This is a genomic window from Nocardioides panacihumi (genome assembly GCF_039530925.1).
Taxonomy (GTDB): Bacteria; Actinomycetota; Actinomycetes; order Propionibacteriales; family Nocardioidaceae; genus Nocardioides; species Nocardioides panacihumi.
Genome location: NZ_BAAAPB010000003.1, coordinates 288,862 through 306,737, shown reverse-complemented (window position 1 = coordinate 306,737; position 17,876 = coordinate 288,862). Strand labels below are relative to the sequence as shown.

12 protein-coding genes and 2 tRNA genes are annotated in these 17,876 nt (G+C 70.5%); 6 read left to right on the top strand and 8 right to left on the bottom strand.

The features are described 5' to 3' along the window. Positions 1-538: 538 nt before the first annotated feature. Positions 539-1,810, bottom strand: a complete 1,272-nt coding sequence (tyrS, locus tag ABD205_RS16055; RefSeq protein WP_344046440.1) for a tyrosine--tRNA ligase — start codon at positions 1,808-1,810, stop codon at positions 539-541. A 161-nt stretch (positions 1,811-1,971) separates the two neighbouring features. Between tyrS and ABD205_RS16050 the strand changes: the two genes are divergently transcribed. Next, positions 1,972-4,680, top strand: coding sequence for a winged helix-turn-helix domain-containing protein (locus ABD205_RS16050; protein WP_344046438.1), 2,709 nt, complete (start codon positions 1,972-1,974; stop codon positions 4,678-4,680). Between the two features lie 64 nt (positions 4,681-4,744). Here ABD205_RS16050 and ABD205_RS16045 read toward each other — a convergent pair whose 3' ends face one another. Together ABD205_RS16045 and ABD205_RS16040 are read right to left on the bottom strand one after the other, a co-directional pair. Next, positions 4,745-5,053: an SHOCT domain-containing protein gene (locus ABD205_RS16045; protein ID WP_344046436.1), complete on the bottom strand. Its 309-nt coding sequence runs from the start codon at positions 5,051-5,053 to the stop codon at positions 4,745-4,747. Positions 5,054-5,096: 43 nt separating this feature from the next. Next, positions 5,097-5,579, bottom strand: coding sequence for a DUF6325 family protein (locus ABD205_RS16040; protein WP_344046433.1), 483 nt, complete (start codon positions 5,577-5,579; stop codon positions 5,097-5,099). A 177-nt stretch (positions 5,580-5,756) separates the two neighbouring features. On the opposite strand from ABD205_RS16040, the gene ABD205_RS16035 reads away from it, so the two are divergent. From ABD205_RS16035 to ABD205_RS16020, 4 genes are read left to right on the top strand one after another with little or no spacing between them, the layout of a single operon-like run. Then, complete coding sequence (locus ABD205_RS16035) at positions 5,757-8,534, top strand: cation-translocating P-type ATPase (protein WP_344046430.1); 2,778 nt, start codon at positions 5,757-5,759, stop codon at positions 8,532-8,534. A 31-nt stretch (positions 8,535-8,565) separates the two neighbouring features. Continuing rightward, complete coding sequence (locus ABD205_RS16030) at positions 8,566-9,054, top strand: DUF1269 domain-containing protein (RefSeq protein ID WP_344046428.1); 489 nt, start codon at positions 8,566-8,568, stop codon at positions 9,052-9,054. Position 9,055: 1 nt separating this feature from the next. Next, on the top strand, positions 9,056-10,942 hold the full coding sequence (locus ABD205_RS16025; RefSeq protein ID WP_344046426.1) for a glycoside hydrolase family 15 protein: 1,887 nt from the start codon (positions 9,056-9,058) through the stop codon (positions 10,940-10,942). Continuing rightward, positions 10,939-11,454: a hypothetical protein gene (locus ABD205_RS16020; protein WP_344046424.1), complete on the top strand. Its 516-nt coding sequence runs from the start codon at positions 10,939-10,941 to the stop codon at positions 11,452-11,454. Before ABD205_RS16025 ends, ABD205_RS16020 begins: the two co-directional genes overlap by 4 nt. Before the next feature lie 14 nt (positions 11,455-11,468). On the opposite strand, the gene ABD205_RS16015 is transcribed toward ABD205_RS16020, so the two are convergent. Continuing rightward, positions 11,469-13,064, bottom strand: coding sequence for an MFS transporter (locus tag ABD205_RS16015; protein ID WP_344046422.1), 1,596 nt, complete (start codon positions 13,062-13,064; stop codon positions 11,469-11,471). A 255-nt stretch (positions 13,065-13,319) separates the two neighbouring features. On the opposite strand from ABD205_RS16015, the gene ABD205_RS16010 reads away from it, so the two are divergent. Further along, positions 13,320-14,930, top strand: a complete 1,611-nt coding sequence (locus ABD205_RS16010) for a M28 family peptidase (RefSeq protein WP_344046420.1) — start codon at positions 13,320-13,322, stop codon at positions 14,928-14,930. A 164-nt stretch (positions 14,931-15,094) separates the two neighbouring features. On the opposite strand, the gene ABD205_RS16005 is transcribed toward ABD205_RS16010, so the two are convergent. The 4 genes from ABD205_RS16005 to dnaG form a co-directional block, all read right to left on the bottom strand. Next, a tRNA-Ile gene (locus ABD205_RS16005) sits at positions 15,095-15,168 on the bottom strand. Between the two features lie 153 nt (positions 15,169-15,321). Then, positions 15,322-15,394, bottom strand: a tRNA-Asn gene (locus ABD205_RS16000). An 82-nt stretch (positions 15,395-15,476) separates the two neighbouring features. Continuing rightward, positions 15,477-15,923, bottom strand: coding sequence for a hypothetical protein (locus ABD205_RS15995; RefSeq protein WP_344046418.1), 447 nt, complete (start codon positions 15,921-15,923; stop codon positions 15,477-15,479). A gap of 20 nt (positions 15,924-15,943) precedes the next feature. Then, on the bottom strand, positions 15,944-17,830 hold the full coding sequence (gene dnaG, locus ABD205_RS15990; protein ID WP_344046417.1) for a DNA primase: 1,887 nt from the start codon (positions 17,828-17,830) through the stop codon (positions 15,944-15,946). Positions 17,831-17,876: the final 46 nt, after the last annotated feature.

The window sequence follows — 17,876 nt, the reverse complement described above, 5'->3', positions numbered from 1 at the left end:
GGGCATAACAAACTAATTCGTCGACTATGACACACTGTTGAGTTCTCAAGAATCACACGCGCACCGTGGTTCGAGCTTGTCGCTCTCCCCTGCGGGGCTTGCCCTACTTTATCGGATCGTTTCGCACCGAGTCAATTCGGTGTTTCCCGTTCCGGCTTTCGGTGTTTCCTACTTTAGCTTCTCGCTCCGGCGCCTTGTCAATTCGGCGCTTTTCGCTTTCCGCTTCAGTGATTCACACTTTAGCCCGGAGAGTTATCCGGCGCCTAATCGGCGCTTTATCCCTCTCCCACTTCCGCAGCACCGTTGACCGGACTCCGTGGCCGCTGATGCGCGCACACGTCACCCAGGAGGAGTGTTGTGGAGGTGGCCGCCTCGGGGCCGGCAGCCCGATCTCGCGATCTTGCTGCCCGCCGCTCCGTTGGCGACTCGGAGAAGATTAGAGGACTCGGCGGCGGCACACAAATCGACGCAGCGCCCGCATCGTTTCGCCTGGTCAGAGCCCAGTTCCGCAGTCGAGACGAGCCCTCAGAGGGCACGTTCAGACGAGCTCGACGCCCGCGAAGCGCTTCTTCCCCCTCCGAAGCACGACCCACGACCCACCGAGGAGGTCCGGCTCCGCGAGCACGGCTTCGGCATCCTGGATCCGGACGTTGTTGAGGTAGGCGCCGCCCTCGCCGATCGTGCGGCGGGCGTCGCCGCGGCTGGAGGCCAACCCCGAGTCGACGAGAAGGTCAACCACCGCGGGCAGCGACTCACCTCGAGTCATCGTCACCGCGCCGGCCTCGCGCAATGCCGCAGCCAGCGTCGTCGTGCTCAAGCTGGTGAGATCCCCGCCGCCGAAGAGCGCCGCGGCGGCGTCCCGGGCCTGGCGGGTCTCCTCCCCGCCGTGGACCAGCGTCGTCACGTGCTCGGCGAGTGCCCGCTGTGCGGCGCGCAGGAACGGCTTCTCGGCGTGGGTCGCCTCCAGCTCCTCGATCTCGGCGCGGGGCAGGAAGGTGAAGACGCGCAACAGCTCGCCGACCTTCTCGTCCTCGACGTTGAGCCAGAACTGGTAGAACGCGTACGGCGACATCATCTCCGGGTCGAGCCACAGGGCTCCCCCTTCGGTCTTGCCGTACTTGGTGCCGTCCGCCTTGGTGACCAGCGGCGTCGCGAAAGCGTGTGCGGTGCCGCCGTCCGCGCGCCGGATGAGCTCGACGCCGCTGGTGAGGTTGCCCCACTGGTCCGACCCGCCGAACTGCAGGGTGACGCCGCGGTCGCGGTAGAGGTTGAGGAAGTCCATCGACTGCAGCAGCACGTAGGAGAACTCGGTGTAGCTGATGCCGGTCTCCAGGCGTCGCCTCACCGTCTCCCGCGCGAGCATCCGGTTGACCGGGAAGTGCTTGCCGATGTCGCGCAGGAAGTCGATGACGGACATCTCGGCGGTCCAGTCGTGGTTGTTCACCATCGTCGCGGCGTTCTCGCCCTCGAACGAGAGGAACGGCTCGATCTGGCGGCGTACGCGCTCCACCCATTCCTTGACGGTGTCGAGTGAGTTCAGGGTGCGCTCCCCCGAGTCACGCGGGTCGCCGATCATGCCGGTGGCGCCGCCGACCAGCGCGTACGGCGTGTGGCCGGCGCGTTGGAGCCGCATCGCCGTCACGATCTGCAGCAGGTTGCCCATGTGCAGGCTCGGCGCCGTGGGGTCGAACCCGACGTAGAACCTGACGCTCCCGCCGGCGAGCGCGTCGGCGAGCGCGTCGCGGTCCGTGGAGTGGGCGACGAGGCCGCGCCACTCGAGGTCTTCCAGCAGGGTCGGGTCGATGGGCACGACAGGCCTTCCAGTCACAGGGTTCTCGCGGTGATGCCGCCGCCCAGCCTAGTGAGTCGCCCGACGGCGGTCCCAGCCGCAGCCCGCGGACCGGGCAGGACCCCTCAACATCACCGGTAACGGGTGTAGTGACCACGGTGGACACGGGTGAGCGTGGGCCCATGTCCGCAATCACGGACGCGGTCCCGTCGACGAGCCGTCGCGGACGGCTGGACACACCCTTCTTCCGCGCGAAGCTACGTCCGCCCAGTCCGCCACGGCACCTCGTCCCGCGCCCTCGACTCGCGGCCCTCCTCGACGAGCTCACCGAGTATCCGATCGCAGCGATCGTGGCGCCCGCCGGCTCCGGGAAGACCGTGCTGGCCGCTGACTGGGTCAGCCGTTCGGGCAGGCCCTGCGCGTGGCTCGCCCTCGACGCCGCCGAACGGAGCGTGACCGAGCTGCGATCCTCGCTCGTCACCGCTCTGGACGTGCTCGCACCGGGGAGGACCGACGGGAGCAGGCACCTGCGCCCCGGCGACGACGTGTCGGCCACCCTCGCGCGTCTGTCCGCGTCCAACGGACACACGTCGCCGATGACCCTGGTCGTGGACAACGTCGACCGGGTGGGCGACGACGACGCGGCGCGGGCGGTCCTCACGTCGCTGGTCGAGGGTCGGCCCCCGGGCCTCCACCTGCTGCTTCTCAGCCGTCGACGCCCGCCGCTCCGTGTCGACCGTCTGCGGGCCAGCGGCGAGCTCGCCGACATCAGCTTCGGCACGCTGCGGTTCTCGGAGGAGGAGGCGGCGCTGCTGTTGACCCGCCTGTGCCCCGAGCTCCGGGACGACGAGCTGGTCGCGGCCGTCGAGCGCGCGAACGGCTGGGCGGCGGCACTCCAGCTGACGGCGCTCGCGATCCGGTCGCACCGCGCGACGGCGACCCCGTCCGTACCACCGATGTCATCGGCACGTCCCTCACGTCGCTCCCAGTACGCCGGCGGGGATGCGCCGATCGACGACTACCTCGGCGAGAGGTTGATCGACGAGTACCTCTGGGAGGAGGTGCTCCAGTCCGAGCGGCCCGAGCTCGTCGGGCTGCTGCACTCCGCCGCCGTCGTGGGACGGATCAACTACGGCCTCGCCGAGGCGTTGACGGAACGCCCCGACGCGGGCGATCTGCTGGAGGAGGCCGATGCGGCCGGGCTGTTCCTGACCGCGTTGCAGGGCGGCTGGTTCGAGGTGCACAGCCTGGTCCGGGACACGCTCCTCACCCGCCTCCAGAGGCGCTCCCCCGACGGCCTCAGGAAGAAGCACGCACGCGCCGCGCAGTGGTTCGAGAGCCTGGGCGACGATGTCGCCGCCCTGGACCACTGGCTGGCGGCCGAGCGCCCGGCCGATGCGCTGCGGGTGCTCTCCGACCTCGCGCTGCCGCTGATGGACGCGGGCCGCTCGGCCCGGGTCGTCGACGCCCTCGCGCAGATCCCTGCCGACGTCGCCTCGCGTGACCCGGACGACGCGACCCGCTTCGCCTGGTGCCACCTGGCGGCGGGCGGACCCGCCTTCCTCGACGTGCTGTCCGTGGCGGAGTCCGCGGCCGCGTCGCTCGCCGAGCCGTCGCCCTCCGGGTTGAGGACTCTGCGCGCGACGTCCTCCTGGCTGCGCGCCGACTGGGAGCGCGCCGCGTCCCAGGCACGCCGCGCGAACGAGCCGGCGGACCTCGCTGCCGGCGATCCCGTCAGCCGCTTCTCGTGGCGCATGATCACCTGCGGCATCGCGCTCGACGAGGGATGGGACGACCGGCACCCGGTCGTCGGCCAGGCCTGGGCCGCCTGCCTCAAGGACCCGGCGAGCCGATGGTCCTTCGAGGGCGCGAGGGCGGTCGGGCTCGCGCTCGCCGGCAGCCCCCTGGACGCCAAGCGCGTCGCCGACAGTGCGCGGGACGTCGCAGGCTCTGGCCGCCACGAGTCGCTGCGCCTCACGCTCGCACTGGCCGACGCGATCATCGACCGCGAGCTGGACCATCGCGCGTCCGCGCGGACCTTGTTGGAGGACCTCGCCACCACGTCGACGTACCCGGATCCCGTGCTGCAGCTCGTCGCCCAGCTCGAGCTGGTGCGCCTGCGGATGAGCGCCGGAGAGATGGAGGCAGCCTCCGCGCAGCTCGACGAGAGCGACCGCCTGTACGCGCGGCTGGCATCCGCCTCACCCGGCGCGGCCGAGTCCGACGCGGCTCCCGACTCGCCGCCCTGCGGCCTGGTCGCGCGCGCCGGCGTGGACCTGGCGCTCGCCATGGACGACCCGACGACAGCCGCTCGCTGGGCGGCCCATGTGACCGACACCTTCTGGGGCCCCGTGTCCACCGCGAAGATCGACCTGGCGCGGGGCAGGAGCGACGACGCCGAGCACGCCGTACGCCGGGCCGAGCCCCGGTGCGTCCGCCACCGGGTGGTCTCAGGCCTGCTGCTCGCCCAGGCACTCGCCCCGCGGGACCGGAGCGCCGCAGCGGAGGCGGTCGTCGGCACGCTCGACCTCGCAGCCCGGCACGCGATGCTGCGCACCGTGGCCGCGGAGGGAGCGCCCGTCATGGAGCTCATCGAGCTCGCCGCCTGGCGCGTGCCCGACACCTGGATGGACCGCCTGCGCCACGCGCTGGTGCCGACGTGGACCGGGCACGACGCCCAACGGCCGATCGAGGACCTGACGGACCGCGAGCGCGAGGTGCTGCGCCTGCTGCCGAGCCGCCTGACCATCGGCGAGATCGCCTCGGAGCTCTACGTCTCGCAGAACACGCTCAAGTTCCACCTGCGCGCGATCTATCGCAAGCTCGGCGTCGAGTCGCGATCGCAAGCCGTCGACGGGGCGCGTCGCATGCGACTGCTCCCCCGCGGCTAGGCACCCACACGCTGCTCGGACATGGCGATGTCCGAGCAGCGCGGCCGGCCCGGTGTCGTGGACGTCACCCGGCCAGCAGACGGGCCTTCTGGACCTCGAACTCCGCCTCACTCAGCACGCCGCTGTCACGGAGTCGACCCAGCTTCTCCAGCTGCGCGATCAGGTCGTCGGTGTCGACGCCGGCCGCCGGGGCCGGCGGCGGTGGCGGTGGCGGTGGCGCGTACTGCTGCGGTGGCGGCGCTTCGTACGCCTGCTGCTGTTGCATGTCCTGAGCCGCCCAGCGCCCGGCCTGGCGCCGAGACACGCGGTTCGACACGGCCGTCGCGGTGCCCGCGACGACCGCGGTCCTCGCCATCCCGCCGATGAGTCCCATTGCTCCTCCTCGTTACCTGTCCTGCACGTCACACACGTCCTGGTCAGCCCTCTGACCCCTCGAGCTCGTCCAGCATCGCGATCACGTCCGCCGCCGGGATCCGGCCGCTGGCGACCACGTCGGCGCCGGCCTTCCTCAACGCGGCGACGAACGGCCCCGCCCAGGTGTTCTCGTAGAGCAGCACGGCGACGGCGTTGCCGGGCTCGGCGAGCGTGGCGCTCGCAGCCACGTCCTCCTCGTCGAGGAGACCGGACCGGACGCCCGCGAACATCGTCAGGTCGAGGGTTCCGTCCCCGTCGAGGTCGGTGAGCTCGACGGCCGTCACGGTGCCGTCCCCGTCGACCTTGACGACGCTCAGGTCGAGGATGCGGATGATCCCGCGCTCCACCAGGTCCATCAGCGCGTTGAGGCCCTCGCCGTTCAGTCTCGCCCCCGGGAACTCGACGGCGAGAAAGTCGATCGGCCCGACGAGGTAGTCGTCCTGGTCCTGCTCGGTCTGCTCGACCTTTCCGATCTGATCGGTCATCACTCGTCCTTCCGACGTCGGTCCACGAATCAACCTCGACCCCGACCGTCGCACCGACCCCACCCCGCACGCACCACCCCCGGACGGGTGGGGTCGAACCACCCGCTGCCGTCCGACGATGCGTAGGAACGCACTGCGACAGCCCACACGGGCGCCGCCCGACGACGGGAGCCGCCGATGACCACCCGCAACGCCGACCTCGGCACACCGCCAGGAGATACCGTCAACCCGGTCGCGGTGGACGCCGCGGCCGTCGCGAGCGCCTTCGGCGTCGACCCGGCACAGGGCCTCTCGGCCGCGGAGGCGCAGTCGCGGCTCTCCTCGTCCGGACCCAACCAGCTCGCCCAGGGAGCGCAGGAGCCGGGCTGGCGTGCGTTCCTGCGCCAGTACGAGGACTTCATGCAGCTCGTGCTGCTCGTCGCAGCGGCCGTCAACCAGATCGTGACGGGCGACACCGGGACGACGGTGGTCCTCGCGGGACTGACCGTCTTCAACGCGGTGATCGGACTGCGTCAGGAGGCGAAGGCCGAGGAGAGCGTCAAGGCGCTCGCCCAGATGATGCGGACCGTCGCACGCGTACGCCGTGACGGCCAGGCCGTCGAGATCGACGCCGAGCAGCTGGTGCCCGGCGACATCGTGCTGGTGGAGGCGGGCAACCGGGTCCCCGCGGACGCTCGCGTGTGCGTCGCGGCCGGCCTGGAGATCGAGGAGGCCGCGCTGACCGGGGAGAGCCTGCCGGTCGCCAAGTCGGTCGACCCGGTCCTCGGCGAGGAGGTCCCCCTCGGCGATCGCACCTGCATGGCGTACATGAACACCTCCGTCACCCGCGGGCGCGGCGAGCTGATCGTGACCTCGACGGGGATGGGCACCGAGATCGGCCACATCGCCGACATGCTCTCCAAGACCGAGACCGGCAAGACGCCTCTGCAGAAGCAGCTGGACGCCCTGTCCCGGATCATCGCCGCGATCGCGGCCCTCGCGCTGGTGCTGGTGGTGCTGCTCGGACTGGCCCGCGGTCAGTCGTTCGACACGCTCTTCGTCACCGGCGTCGCCCTCGCGGTGGCGGCGATCCCGACCGGGCTGCCCGCCGTCGTCACGGCCCTGCTGTCGATGGGCACGCGCGAGATCGCCCGCCGCAACGCGATCGTCAAGCGACTGCCCGCGGTCGAGACGCTGGGATCGACCTCGGCGATCTGCTCGGACAAGACCGGCACGCTGACCCTCAACAAGATGACGGCCCGCGAGCTCGTGATCCCGGGCCACCACCGCTACTCCATCTCGGGCGAGGGCTACAGCACGACCGGCGAGATCACCCACGTCGGCGGGGAGCGCTTCGACCTCGACCCCTACCTGCTGCCGATGGTGCTCTGCGCGGACGCGGTGCTCGACGGCGAGGGCCTCATCGGCGACCCCACCGAGGGCGCCCTCATCGTGCTCGGCGCCAAGGGCGGCCTGGACATCGGGGACACCCGAGCCGCGCTCCCCCGCGTCGGCGAGGTCCCGTTCGACTCCGACTACAAGTTCATGGCGACGTTCCACGAGATGACCGACGAGGCGGGCCGGCCGGTCGTGCGGTGCTACGTCAAGGGCGCGCCCGACGTCCTCATCGCGCGCGCGGCGACCATCCGGGAGCCCGACGGCACGCTGACACCGGTCACCGACGCCAACCGGCACCTCGCGCTGGAGGCCAACGACCGCATCGCCAACGCGGGCGAGCGCGTCATGGTGGTCGCGCAGCGTGACCTCGACCCCGCGACCTGGGCCGCCGCCGAACGACCGTTCGACCTGGTCAGCGACCTCACCCTCCTGGCGATGGTCGGCATCGTCGACCCACCGCGGGCCGAGGCCAAGGCCGCGATCGCCGAGTGTCGCAAGGCGGGCATCCGGGTCCGCATGATCACCGGCGACCACGCGGCCACCGCCGCCGCCATCGCGACCGAGCTGGGCATCGAGGGACGGGCCGTGACCGGTGCCGAGTTCGCCGCGATGAGCGACGAGCAGCTGCGCGAGGAGATCGACCACATCGGCGTCGTGGCGCGGGTCGCGCCCGAGGACAAGGTCCGCCTGGTCCGGACGCTGCAGGGGAAGGGCGACGTCGTCGCGATGACCGGCGACGGCGTCAACGACGCACCGGCGCTGAAGTCCGCGGACATCGGTGTCGCGATGGGCATCACCGGCACGGAGGTCTCCAAGGAGGCCGCCGTCATGATCCTCACCGACGACAACTTCGCGACGATCGTGAGCGCCGTGTCGTACGGCCGCACCCTGTACGACAACCTGCTGAAGTACCTGCGCTTCCAGATGTCGACCCTGGTGGCCTACATCGCCATCTTCATCGGAGCCGGGATCGTCGGGATCGCCGACGGGGCACCTCTCGGACCGCTGCAGATCCTCTGGCTGAACATGGTCGTGGACGTGCCGCTGGCGATCGCCCTCGGGTTCGACGTGCCTGCGAAGGGCCTGATGAGCCGGCCACCGCGGCCGTACGGCGCGCCCGTGCTCACCACCGGCAACTGGGTCAGGCTCTGCGCGCAAGGGGCCGTGATGACCATCGGCGCCCTCGTCGCCTACCAGATCGGCGACTCGCAGGACGGCGCGTTGATCGCCGCCACGATGCTGCTGACCTGCCTGTCGCTGTTCCACCTGGCCGGCGCGCTCCTGTGCCGCGACCAGACGAACACCATCTTCGACCGCGACGCCGTCCCGGCCATGACGCAGCTGCGGCGCTACGGCATCGCACTGCTGGCGATCGTCGCGGTCACGGCACTCGGCTTCCTGCAGCGCATCTTCGACACCGCCGCACTGTCGTTCGCCCAGTGGTGCATCTGCATCGGCCTCGCCGCCTCGCTCGTCGTCGTCGAGGAGCTCATCAAGCTCGTGCTGCGCCGACGAGGTGCCCCCGGTCCGGCCGAAGTGCAGCCGGAGCCCCTCACGACCGCCCCGACCCCCGCGTGACCGTGAAGCACGAGCAACGAGGAGATGCCCGATGACGACCTTCACCGTGTGGCGGTTCGAAGACCCTGCGGGCGCCCAGGGCGCCGTACGGATCCTGGAGGACGCCGCGTCCGAAGGGCTCGTGCGGATCGTCGACCACGCCGTCGTGGCGTGGCCGCCGGGAGAGGACCGGCCCCGCATCGACCATGCGTACGACGACCCGAAGCGCGGCGCTGCCTGGGGCGCGCTCTGGGGCGTCCTCGCCGGCGCCCTGTTCGCCGTGCCCGTCGTCGGTGGCATCGTCGGCGCCTCGATCGGCACCATCACCAAGGCGACCGAGGGGACCGGCATCACGAAGGACGACCTGGCCCGGATCCGCACCGACCTGACCCCGGGCACGTCGGCGCTGTTCCTCGTCACGGACGGCGCCGACCTCGACCGGCTCGGCGAGCGCTTCCGCGTCGACGGCACCACCTTGCTGCGCACCAACCTGACCGAGGCCGAACGAGAGACCCTGCTCGAGTCCTTCGGAGGCACGTGAGATGCCGGTCCACAAGCCGGACTACCCGCTCATCGCGGACCACGGACTCATCGGCGACCTGCACACCTGCGCGCTGGTGGCCACCGATGGCAGCATCGACTGGTTCTGCGCACCTCGCTTCGACTCACCGAGCATCTTCGGATCCCTCCTCGACCAGGGGCACGGCGGCCACTTCCGCATCGGCCCGATCTCCGAGCAGGTCACCCGCAAGCAGCTGTACATCCCGGGCACCGCCGTCCTGGTGACCCGGTTCCTGACCGAGGCCGGGGTCGGCGAGGTCATCGACTTCATGCCGATCTCCCCCGACTCGACCGCCACCGACACCCACCGGCTGGTCCGGATCGTCCGCTGCGTGCGCGGGGAGATGACCTTCGCGATCGACATCGCACCGCGCTTCGACTACGGGCGCGAGCCGCACCGGCTACAGCTCAGCGAGGACGGCGCGGTCTTCGAGACCGCCACGACGGCCCTGGCGATCAGCCAGGTCCGGGAGCACGACGACGCGAGGCTCGCGCGGGCGGAGCAGGCCGAGAACGACGTACGCGCGAAGGTCACCCTCACCGCCGGGCAGACCCGCGGCGTCATCCTGGAGACCGGTCGCCGCGCACGACCCGACGTGGTGCGGCCGGCGGCGGTCTGGGAGATGTACGTCGAGACGCTGGCGTTCTGGAAGACGTGGCTCGCCCGGTCGACGTACCGCGGGCGGTGGCGCGAGATGGTCGAGCGCTCCGCGATCACGCTCAAGCTGATGACCTACGCCCCGACCGGTGGCATCGTCGCGGCTCCGACCGCGGGGCTGCCCGAACAGCTCGGCGGCGAGCGCAACTGGGACTACCGCTACACCTGGGTGCGCGACGCGTCGTTCTCCGTCTACTCCCTGCTCAGCCTCGGCTTCACCGACGAGGCCGAAGCCCTCGGTCGCTGGATGCGCTCCCGCATCGACGAGAACATCGGCGGCGTGGGCGGGCCGCTCAACATCATGTACCGGGTCGACGGTGGCTCCGACCTGGAGGAGACGGTCCTCGACCACTGGGAGGGCTACCGCGGCTCCGCGCCCGTGCGCATCGGCAACGGCGCCGCCGACCAGCTGCAGCTCGACATCTACGGGGAGGCGATCGACAGCCTCTACCAGGGCGAGCAGCGCGGGCTGATCATCGGCCACGACGGATGGAACCGGGTGTCCGAGCTGCTCGAGTGGCTCGTCGCGAACTGGGACCAACCTGAGGAGGGCATCTGGGAGACGCGGGGCGGGCGGAAGGACTTCACCTACGGCCGGCTGATGAGCTGGGTGGCCCTGGACCGTGGCATCCGGCTCGCCTGGGACCGCGGACGACCGGCTCCGCTCGAACGGTGGCGGACCCAGCGGGACGCGATCTACCAGCAGATCATGACGCGGGGATGGAGCGAGGGACGCGGCGCCTTCGTCCAGCACTACGGCAGCGACGTACTCGACTCGTCCCTGCTGCGGATGCCCACCGTCGGCTTCGTCTCGCCGCGCGACCCGCGATGGCTCTCGACGCTGAGGGCCATGGACGGCGAGCTGGTCACCGACAGCCTGGTCTACCGCTACGACCCGGCCGCCTCCCCCGACGGGCTCGCCGGCGAGGAGGGGACGTTCTCGTTGTGCAGCTTCGCCTACGTCACGGCACTCGCGGCGTCGGGCATGCTCGAGAAGGCGCAGCTGGCGTTCGAGAAGATGATGACGTACGCGAGCCACCTCGGTCTGTACGCCGAGGAGATCGGGCTGACCGGCGAGCAGCTCGGCAACTTCCCCCAGGCCTTCACGCACCTGTCGCTGATCGACGCGGCCGTCATGCTCGACCGGAGGCTGGAGGGGCGTCCCGACCTCCCGGCCGACGCCGTCACCAGCGTCGCGGCGATCAGATGACGACGCACGATGGATCCGCGCAGTCCGAGCCGCGCCGCGACCCCCTCGGTCTGGTGACGGGCGGCGAAGGGGCGATCACGGGCACCGTCGTGTGCGCGGCCGCCATCGCGTACGGCGCCGGGCACGTCAAGTCGACCGCCGAGCTCTGCTTCGCGATCGTCGGCACCGTCGCCGTGTACTGGCTGGCACACGTGCACGCAGTGACGCTGGGCAGCTCCCTGACCCACCGGCATCATCCGATCGCCGCGTTCCGGCACGCCCTCGTCGAGACAGTGCCGATCCTGGGCGCGTCGATCGTGCCGCTGCTGGTCCTGATCGTCGGCAGGCTCGCGGGCGCCGAGATGCGCACCGCCGCGTGGATCGCGCTCGGCGCGACGATCGCGCTGCTGACGATCTACAGCTACCTGGCGGGTGTGCGAGGCGGGCTGGACACCAGCGGCCGGATCGCCAGCGCGGCCGCCGGGGCCGCCCTCGGGATCCTCGTCGCGCTGCTCAAGGTCGCCCTGCACTGACCGGCCCCGTGGCCTCAGCCGAGGACGTCCTCGACCCCCGACCGGCGTTCGAGCTCGGGCAGACGCACCATGCGGAAGGAGAGACCCAGCCCGATCAGTGCGCTGACGATGGGGACCCCGAGCCCGATCTGCAGGGCGAGAGGCCGGACGTCGGTGTTGATCCGGATGATCTCGTCGCGGACGTCCGCCGGCTGACCGGCCAGCTGCTCGTTGAGCTGCGTGTTGCTCATGACCTCGGCGTCGTCCTCCAGCGCTTGGGCGACCTGGTCCTTGCTGCCGGACGGGAGGACGTCGCTCGCCTGTGCCTGCGCGGTGAAGGCGGCCGACAGGGACGCCAGCATCACGGCACCCGCGAACGCGAGCCCGAACGACAGGCCGAAGGAGCCCGCGGCCGAGTTGACGGCCGACGCCTCACTGACGCGCTCCTCGGAGATCGGGGCCAGCGTGTAGTTGTTCAGCTGGGACACCAGCAGCCCGAGGCCGGCGCCGGTCACGGCCAGTGGCAGGGCGAGCGCCCAGCCGGAGTCGGCATGCGGCACGACGAGCACGACGGCGAGCAGGCCGAGGGCCAGGAGCAGGAAGCCGATGCGGATGATGCCGCTCGCCCGGCGATGGGCGGCCCGCTTCCCCGCCAGCGCGGACAGCGCGAACATGCTCAGCGAGAGCGGCGCCAGCGAGATGCCGGCCTCGAGGGCGTTGTACTCGAGGACCATCTGGAAGTAGATGGGCAGCACGATCATGGCGCCGCCGAGGGCGATCTGCTGCAGCATCTGGCTGGAGATGCCGAGCCGGAAGTAGAGCGACCGGAAGAGTGTGGGGTCGACGAGCGTGGGGCGCCCGGCGCGGTGCCGTCGTACCAACCAGTAGACGAGGGAGCCGAGGCCGACGACTCCCACGGCGATCAACGCGCCGACCGCGGTGCCGCCCTCCTGCCACACCAGGACGCCGAGGACGAGCCCGCCCATGCCGAGGACCGACAGCACCGCTCCGACGACGTCCACCTGCCGTGGCCCGCTGTAGGGGACGTCCTTGACGAGGCCGGCGCCGCTGAGGACCACGGCGATGATGACGGCCTCCCCTAGGAAGGCGACCCGCCAGGACAACAGCGTGGTCAGGAAGCCGCCCACCAGCGGACCGACGGCGGCGGCGATCGCCGCCGACGCGCCGACCAACGCGTAGACGCGCTTCTGGTCGGCGCCCTCGAAGTTGCCGTGGATGAGCGACTGCATGCCCGGCAGCAGGAGCGAGGCGCCGATGCCGCCGACGATCGCCCAGAAGATGATGATGGCCAGCAGGTCCTGCGCGAGCGTCATGGCGATGGCGCCGATCCCGTAGCCGCACAGTCCCAGGATGTAGGCGCGCTTGCGCCCGATCAGGTCCGCGACCTTGCCACCGATGAGGATGAACGACGCGGAGACCAGGGCCTCCAGCGCGATCGCCGACTGCACGCCGCTGACGGTGGCGTCGAGGTCTCGTACGACCGCCGAGATCGACACGTTCATCAGCGAGGTGTCGACGACGAGCACGAACATCGCCATCGACAGCAGCAGCGCCAGCCGACGGTTGAAGTCTTCGCTCGGTACGGGCTCGCCGGCCGTCGCATCGGACATGCGCGCTTCCTCCCCGTACGCCGCCTGTTGGCTTCCAGACTAGGAATCGGAGCCCTGCCCGACACCACCCGCGAACGGGTGGCTCGCGCAACCGGGCCGGCTGCGATCGTCTGGTCAGGAATCCGCCGCCAGCAGTAACGTCGGAAGGCTCGTCGACGACGACGCCGGCGGGTCCTCCGTCAGAAGGGAACGTCACGAATGAACCCACAACACGGACGACGTCGAGGTTGGACGATCGCGGTCGCCAGTGCGGCAGTGCTGGCAACGGCTGCTGCCCTTCCCGCGGTCGCATCGAGCGCGACACCCACCGCTCCGACCCCCGACGCCAACCCGGCGGCCTGTGCCCACCGGGTCAACAACACGCCCCAGAAGCTCGTCGACTGCGTCACCAAGGCCGATCTCTGGGCCCACATGGTCAAGTTCCAGCAGATCGCGGACGCCAACCCCGGCGCCGACGGCCACCCGTCGCGCAACTCGGGTGAGCCCGGCTACAAGGCCTCGGCCGACTACGTCGCCAACGTCATGCGAGCTGCGGGCTACGACGTCACGTTGCAGGAGTACAAGTTCCACTACTTCAGCTTCATCGGTGACCCCGTGCTCCGAGAGACCCTGCCGACACCGCACTCCTTCGGGCTCGGCACCGACTTCAACCCCGGTCCGGTCGCAGGGACGACGACGGCCAAGCTGCAGCCGGCCGGCGGGATCGTGGTGCCCGCGACGCCTGCGCCGAGCTCGGCCAGCGGGTGCGCAGCGTCCGACTTCGCCGGGTTCGGAGTCGGCAACATCGCCCTGATCCAGCGCGGGACGTGCACCTTCGCGCAGAAGGTGGCCAACGCACAGGCCGCCGGCGCCTCGGCGGCGATCATCTTCAACGAGGGCAACCCCGGCCGCACCAGCCTGTTCAGCGGCTCGCTCGCCGGGACCGAGCACATCCCGGTCATCTTCACGTCGTACGCCGTGGGCACCCAGCTGCTCGGACAGTACGTCCCCGGGACCGGTCCGACCCTGAACATCGACGTCAAGGCCATCGACGACCCGAACCGCTCCGACTGGAACGTCATCGCCGACTCCAAGGGTGGCGACCCGAACAACATCCTGGTCGTCGACGCCCACCTGGACGCCATCTACGGCGCTGGGATGCTCGACAACGCGTCGGGCTCGGCGACGATCCTCGACATCGCCCAGCAGCTGAAGAACACCAACACCCGCAACAAGCTGCGCTTCATCTGGTTCGGCGGTGAGGAGCTGGGGCTGCTCGGCTCGGAGTACTACGTCGAGACCCTGCCGGCGGACGAGCTCGCGAAGATCAAGTTCGACCTGGATGCTGACGTGACGGCCACGCCGAACTACGTGGCGGGCGTCCTCGACCCGAAGGACGGGGTCAACCTGTTCAGCCGCGACCCCGGCACGCCGATGCCGCCCAGCATCTGGGCTCCGTCCGCGATCGGGCGCGACCACGGGATCGACTACCTGAACTCGATCGGGCAGAACCACATCTTGTTCTCGGCGGATGGAACCGACGCATTCATGTTCCAGCAGGCCGGGATCCCTGCGAGTGGGGTGCTCACCGGTCAGGACTGCTGCAAGCTGGCCTCGGACGTCGCACTCTTCGGCGGCTACGAGGGCAACTTCGAGGGCACGGTGCCTGGGGACGACGGAGGCTGCGTGGACAACCCCTTCCGTTGGTGCGACAACCTCAGCAACAACGACCCTGAGGTGCTGACCTGGATGTCGAAGACCTTCGCCAACATGGTCGGCCACATGGCCTACGACACCCAGGTGTTCGACTCCTCGAAGAAGAACGGGGGTCATCTCAAGAACGGGGCACGGCCGAAGGTCGCAACTCCGCGCGGCCCGGTCAGCTGACCACGCCCGTCGGCGGGCGCCTCTTCCGGGTGCGGAAGGGGCGCTCTGCCGCCGCGTCGGCCACCGCTGCTCAGCCACGCTCATCTCCCGCATCACTCGGGAGTGCCACCCATCAGCCGAAGCCCGGATGTCACCCCTCAGGCGGAGCAACACAACGCACTGTGTAGGGCGGGTGGGGCTCGAACCCACGACCCAAGGATTATGAGTCCTCTGCTCTGACCGACTGAGCTACCGCCCCTCGCGCGGTGACCTTACCGGCCGACACACCCAGTCCCCGCGCACCCCACCCGAGACGTCATACGCATTGGCTACCCAGGCAGCCAGCTCGTATGACGTCCGGCGATGCAGAAGGGCCGCCGACCTGTTCAGACAGGTCAACGGCCCTTGATTGCTCCCCCGGTTGGACTCGAACCAACAACCCTGCGATTAACAGTCGCATGCTCTGCCAGTTGAGCTACAGGGGATCGCTTGGCAGCGGGCGAAACCTTAGCAAGTCGCGCCCGAGCCGACGAAATCGGCCTCGCGATCAGTGGCGTTCACGGCCGTTCACGCGTCGCCAAGATCGTCGCGGGCCGAGGCGAGCGCCGCCCGGACCAGCGCGACGACCGCGGGGTCGTCGGGGTCGGCCAGAGCGTCGTACTCGACGAACCACGTCACGTCCCGGTTGCCCCCACCCGCCCGGCGGGCGACGACCCGCGCGCTTCCGAGCGGCAGCGGCACGGCTCGCTGCAGCACGACGCTCGCGGTCACGCGCTCGCGGACGAGCTGGAGCAGCCGGACGGGACTGTCGACCGCGAGCCGGTGCACGGCGCCCGCGCCGACCTCGCTCACGGTCAGGACGCTCGAGTCCTGATCCCACGACGCGGCCTCGACCTGCTCCCACGGCAGCCGGCGGTCGGCGACGTACAGCGCCTCGCGGGTGCCGGCGACGACGCCCTCGCCGCCGATCAGCGGGGCGCTGGCGAGGACGCGCTCGCCGGTCGCGACCGACACGCTCGATCTCCTGAAGATGCTCACGACGAGACGATCCGGTCACGCAGCGCGCGGCGCTGCTGCTCGAGACGGTTGAGCTCGTTGAAGGCGGAGAGGTAGCCCTCGGGATCGGCCGCCGGGTCGCTGCGCTGCAGCCGGCTGTGGACGTCGGCGATCTGCCGGATGATGGTCGCCTCGCGCAGCCGCACGATGTGCTCGAGGACGTAGGCCGGGTCGGCCTCCTTCGCCCGGATCGGCTCCACCGCCAGGGCGCTGACCACCTGCCCGAGCCGCGGGTCCGTCGCCCGGGCCCGGACTGTCGACACCCACTGCGGGTCGGACGCCCCGTCGACAGGGCCGCCGGCAGCGGCGACGAGCTCCCACACGGCGCGGTAGACCGGGTGCGTGAAGTCGGCCGGACCGACCTCGGCCGTGGTGCGGCCGATCGCGATCGGGTGCTGCAGGACGAGCTTGAGCGTCTCGCGCTCGACCGCGAAGCGCGGGTCGCGCAGGTCGGGCAGTCGCTGCGCCGGTACGGCGGGCTGCTCCTGGGTCTGCTGGCGTCGATCCGTCGGCGGCGCCTGGCCACGGGCCCCTCGCCCCTGGTCCCTGCTCTGCGCCCTCCGCACCTCTGCGAGCGCATGCTCCATGTCGACGCCGACCATGCCGGCGAGCTCGCGCGCGAACGCGTCGGCCTTCGACCGGTCCCGGATCGACGAGACCAGCGCCGAGCCCTCGCGCAGCGCGTCGATGCGTCCGTCGGCGCGGTCGAGGTCGTAGCGGGCGAGCACGTTGCCGAGCACGAACCGATAGAGCGGCTGCCGTCCGGCGACGAGCTCGCGCACAGCCTCGTCACCCTGCTTGATCCGCAGGTCGCAGGGGTCGAGACCGTCGGGCGCCACCGCGACGTAGGTCTGTGAGACGAACTCCTGGTCGCCCTCGAACACCTTCATCGCCGCGGCCTGGCCGGCCTTGTCGCCGTCGAAGGTGAAGACCACCTCGCCCGAGGATCCCTTGAAGTCGGCCATGAACCGCCGCACGACCTTGCCGTGGTCGGTCGTGAAGGCGGTGCCACAGGTGGCGACCGCTGTCGTGATGCCGGCCAGGTGACAGGCCATCACGTCCGTGTAGCCCTCGACGACGACCGCCTGCCCGGTCTGCCGCATGCCGACCCGGGCGAGGTCGATGCCGTAGAGCACCTGGTTCTTCTTGTAGATCGGCGTCTCGGACGTGTTGACGTACTTCCCCGACATCCGGTCGTCCTCGAACAGCTTGCGCGCCCCGAACCCGATGGCATCGCCCCCGGGCTCGCGGATCGGCCACACCAGCCGGCCCTGGAACACGTCCCAGCGGTTCTGCCGCGACAGGCCGGCGACGACGATCTCCTCCTCGGTGAAGCCGCGGCCGCGCAGGTGCTGGAACAGCGCGTTCCCGGAGCGCGGCGCGAAGCCGAGACCGAAGGTCTCCGCGGCCGCCTGGTCGAAGCTGCGCTCGGCGAGGAACTGGCGGGCCGGCAGGGCGTCGGGCGTGAGGAGCTGCTCGGCGAAGAACTCCTGGGCGACCTTGTGCGCCTCGACCAGCTTGCCACGGGACGGTCCGCGCCGCTCCGGCGTGGCGTCGCCGTCCTCGCGCAGCAGCTGGACGCCGAACTTCTCGGCCAGGCGCTCGACGGTCTCGCCGAAGCTGAGCGCGTCGATCTTCATCATGAAGTCGATGACGTCGCCACCCTCGCCGCAGCCGAAGCAGTGGTAGTAGCCCCGGGCGGGCGTGACGTTGAACGACGGCGACTTCTCGTCGTGGAACGGGCACAGGCCCTTCAGCGAGCCGCTCCCGGCGTTGCGGAGCGTGACGAACTGGCTGACGACGTCCTCGATCCGGGCCTTCTCGCGCACCTCGGTGATGCTCTTCTCGAGGATGCGTCCGGCCACGGCCCGATCCTACGGTCAGGAGGTACGCCGGCGGGCGGGTCCTCCA

Bases quoted from the DNA above. Each gene is read 5' to 3' on its own strand.
- ABD205_RS16050 (WP_344046438.1), top strand. From the start codon at position 1,972: ATGTCCGCAATCACGGACGCGGTCCCGTCGACGAGCCGTCGCGGACGG.
- ABD205_RS16045 (WP_344046436.1), bottom strand. From the start codon at position 5,053: ATGGGACTCATCGGCGGGATGGCGAGGACCGCGGTCGTCGCGGGCACC.
- ABD205_RS16040 (WP_344046433.1), bottom strand. From the start codon at position 5,579: ATGACCGATCAGATCGGAAAGGTCGAGCAGACCGAGCAGGACCAGGAC.
- ABD205_RS16035 (WP_344046430.1), top strand. From the start codon at position 5,757: ATGACCACCCGCAACGCCGACCTCGGCACACCGCCAGGAGATACCGTC.
- ABD205_RS16030 (WP_344046428.1), top strand. From the start codon at position 8,566: ATGACGACCTTCACCGTGTGGCGGTTCGAAGACCCTGCGGGCGCCCAG.
- ABD205_RS16025 (WP_344046426.1), top strand. From the start codon at position 9,056: ATGCCGGTCCACAAGCCGGACTACCCGCTCATCGCGGACCACGGACTC.
- ABD205_RS16020 (WP_344046424.1), top strand. From the start codon at position 10,939: ATGACGACGCACGATGGATCCGCGCAGTCCGAGCCGCGCCGCGACCCC.
- ABD205_RS16015 (WP_344046422.1), bottom strand. From the start codon at position 13,064: ATGTCCGATGCGACGGCCGGCGAGCCCGTACCGAGCGAAGACTTCAAC.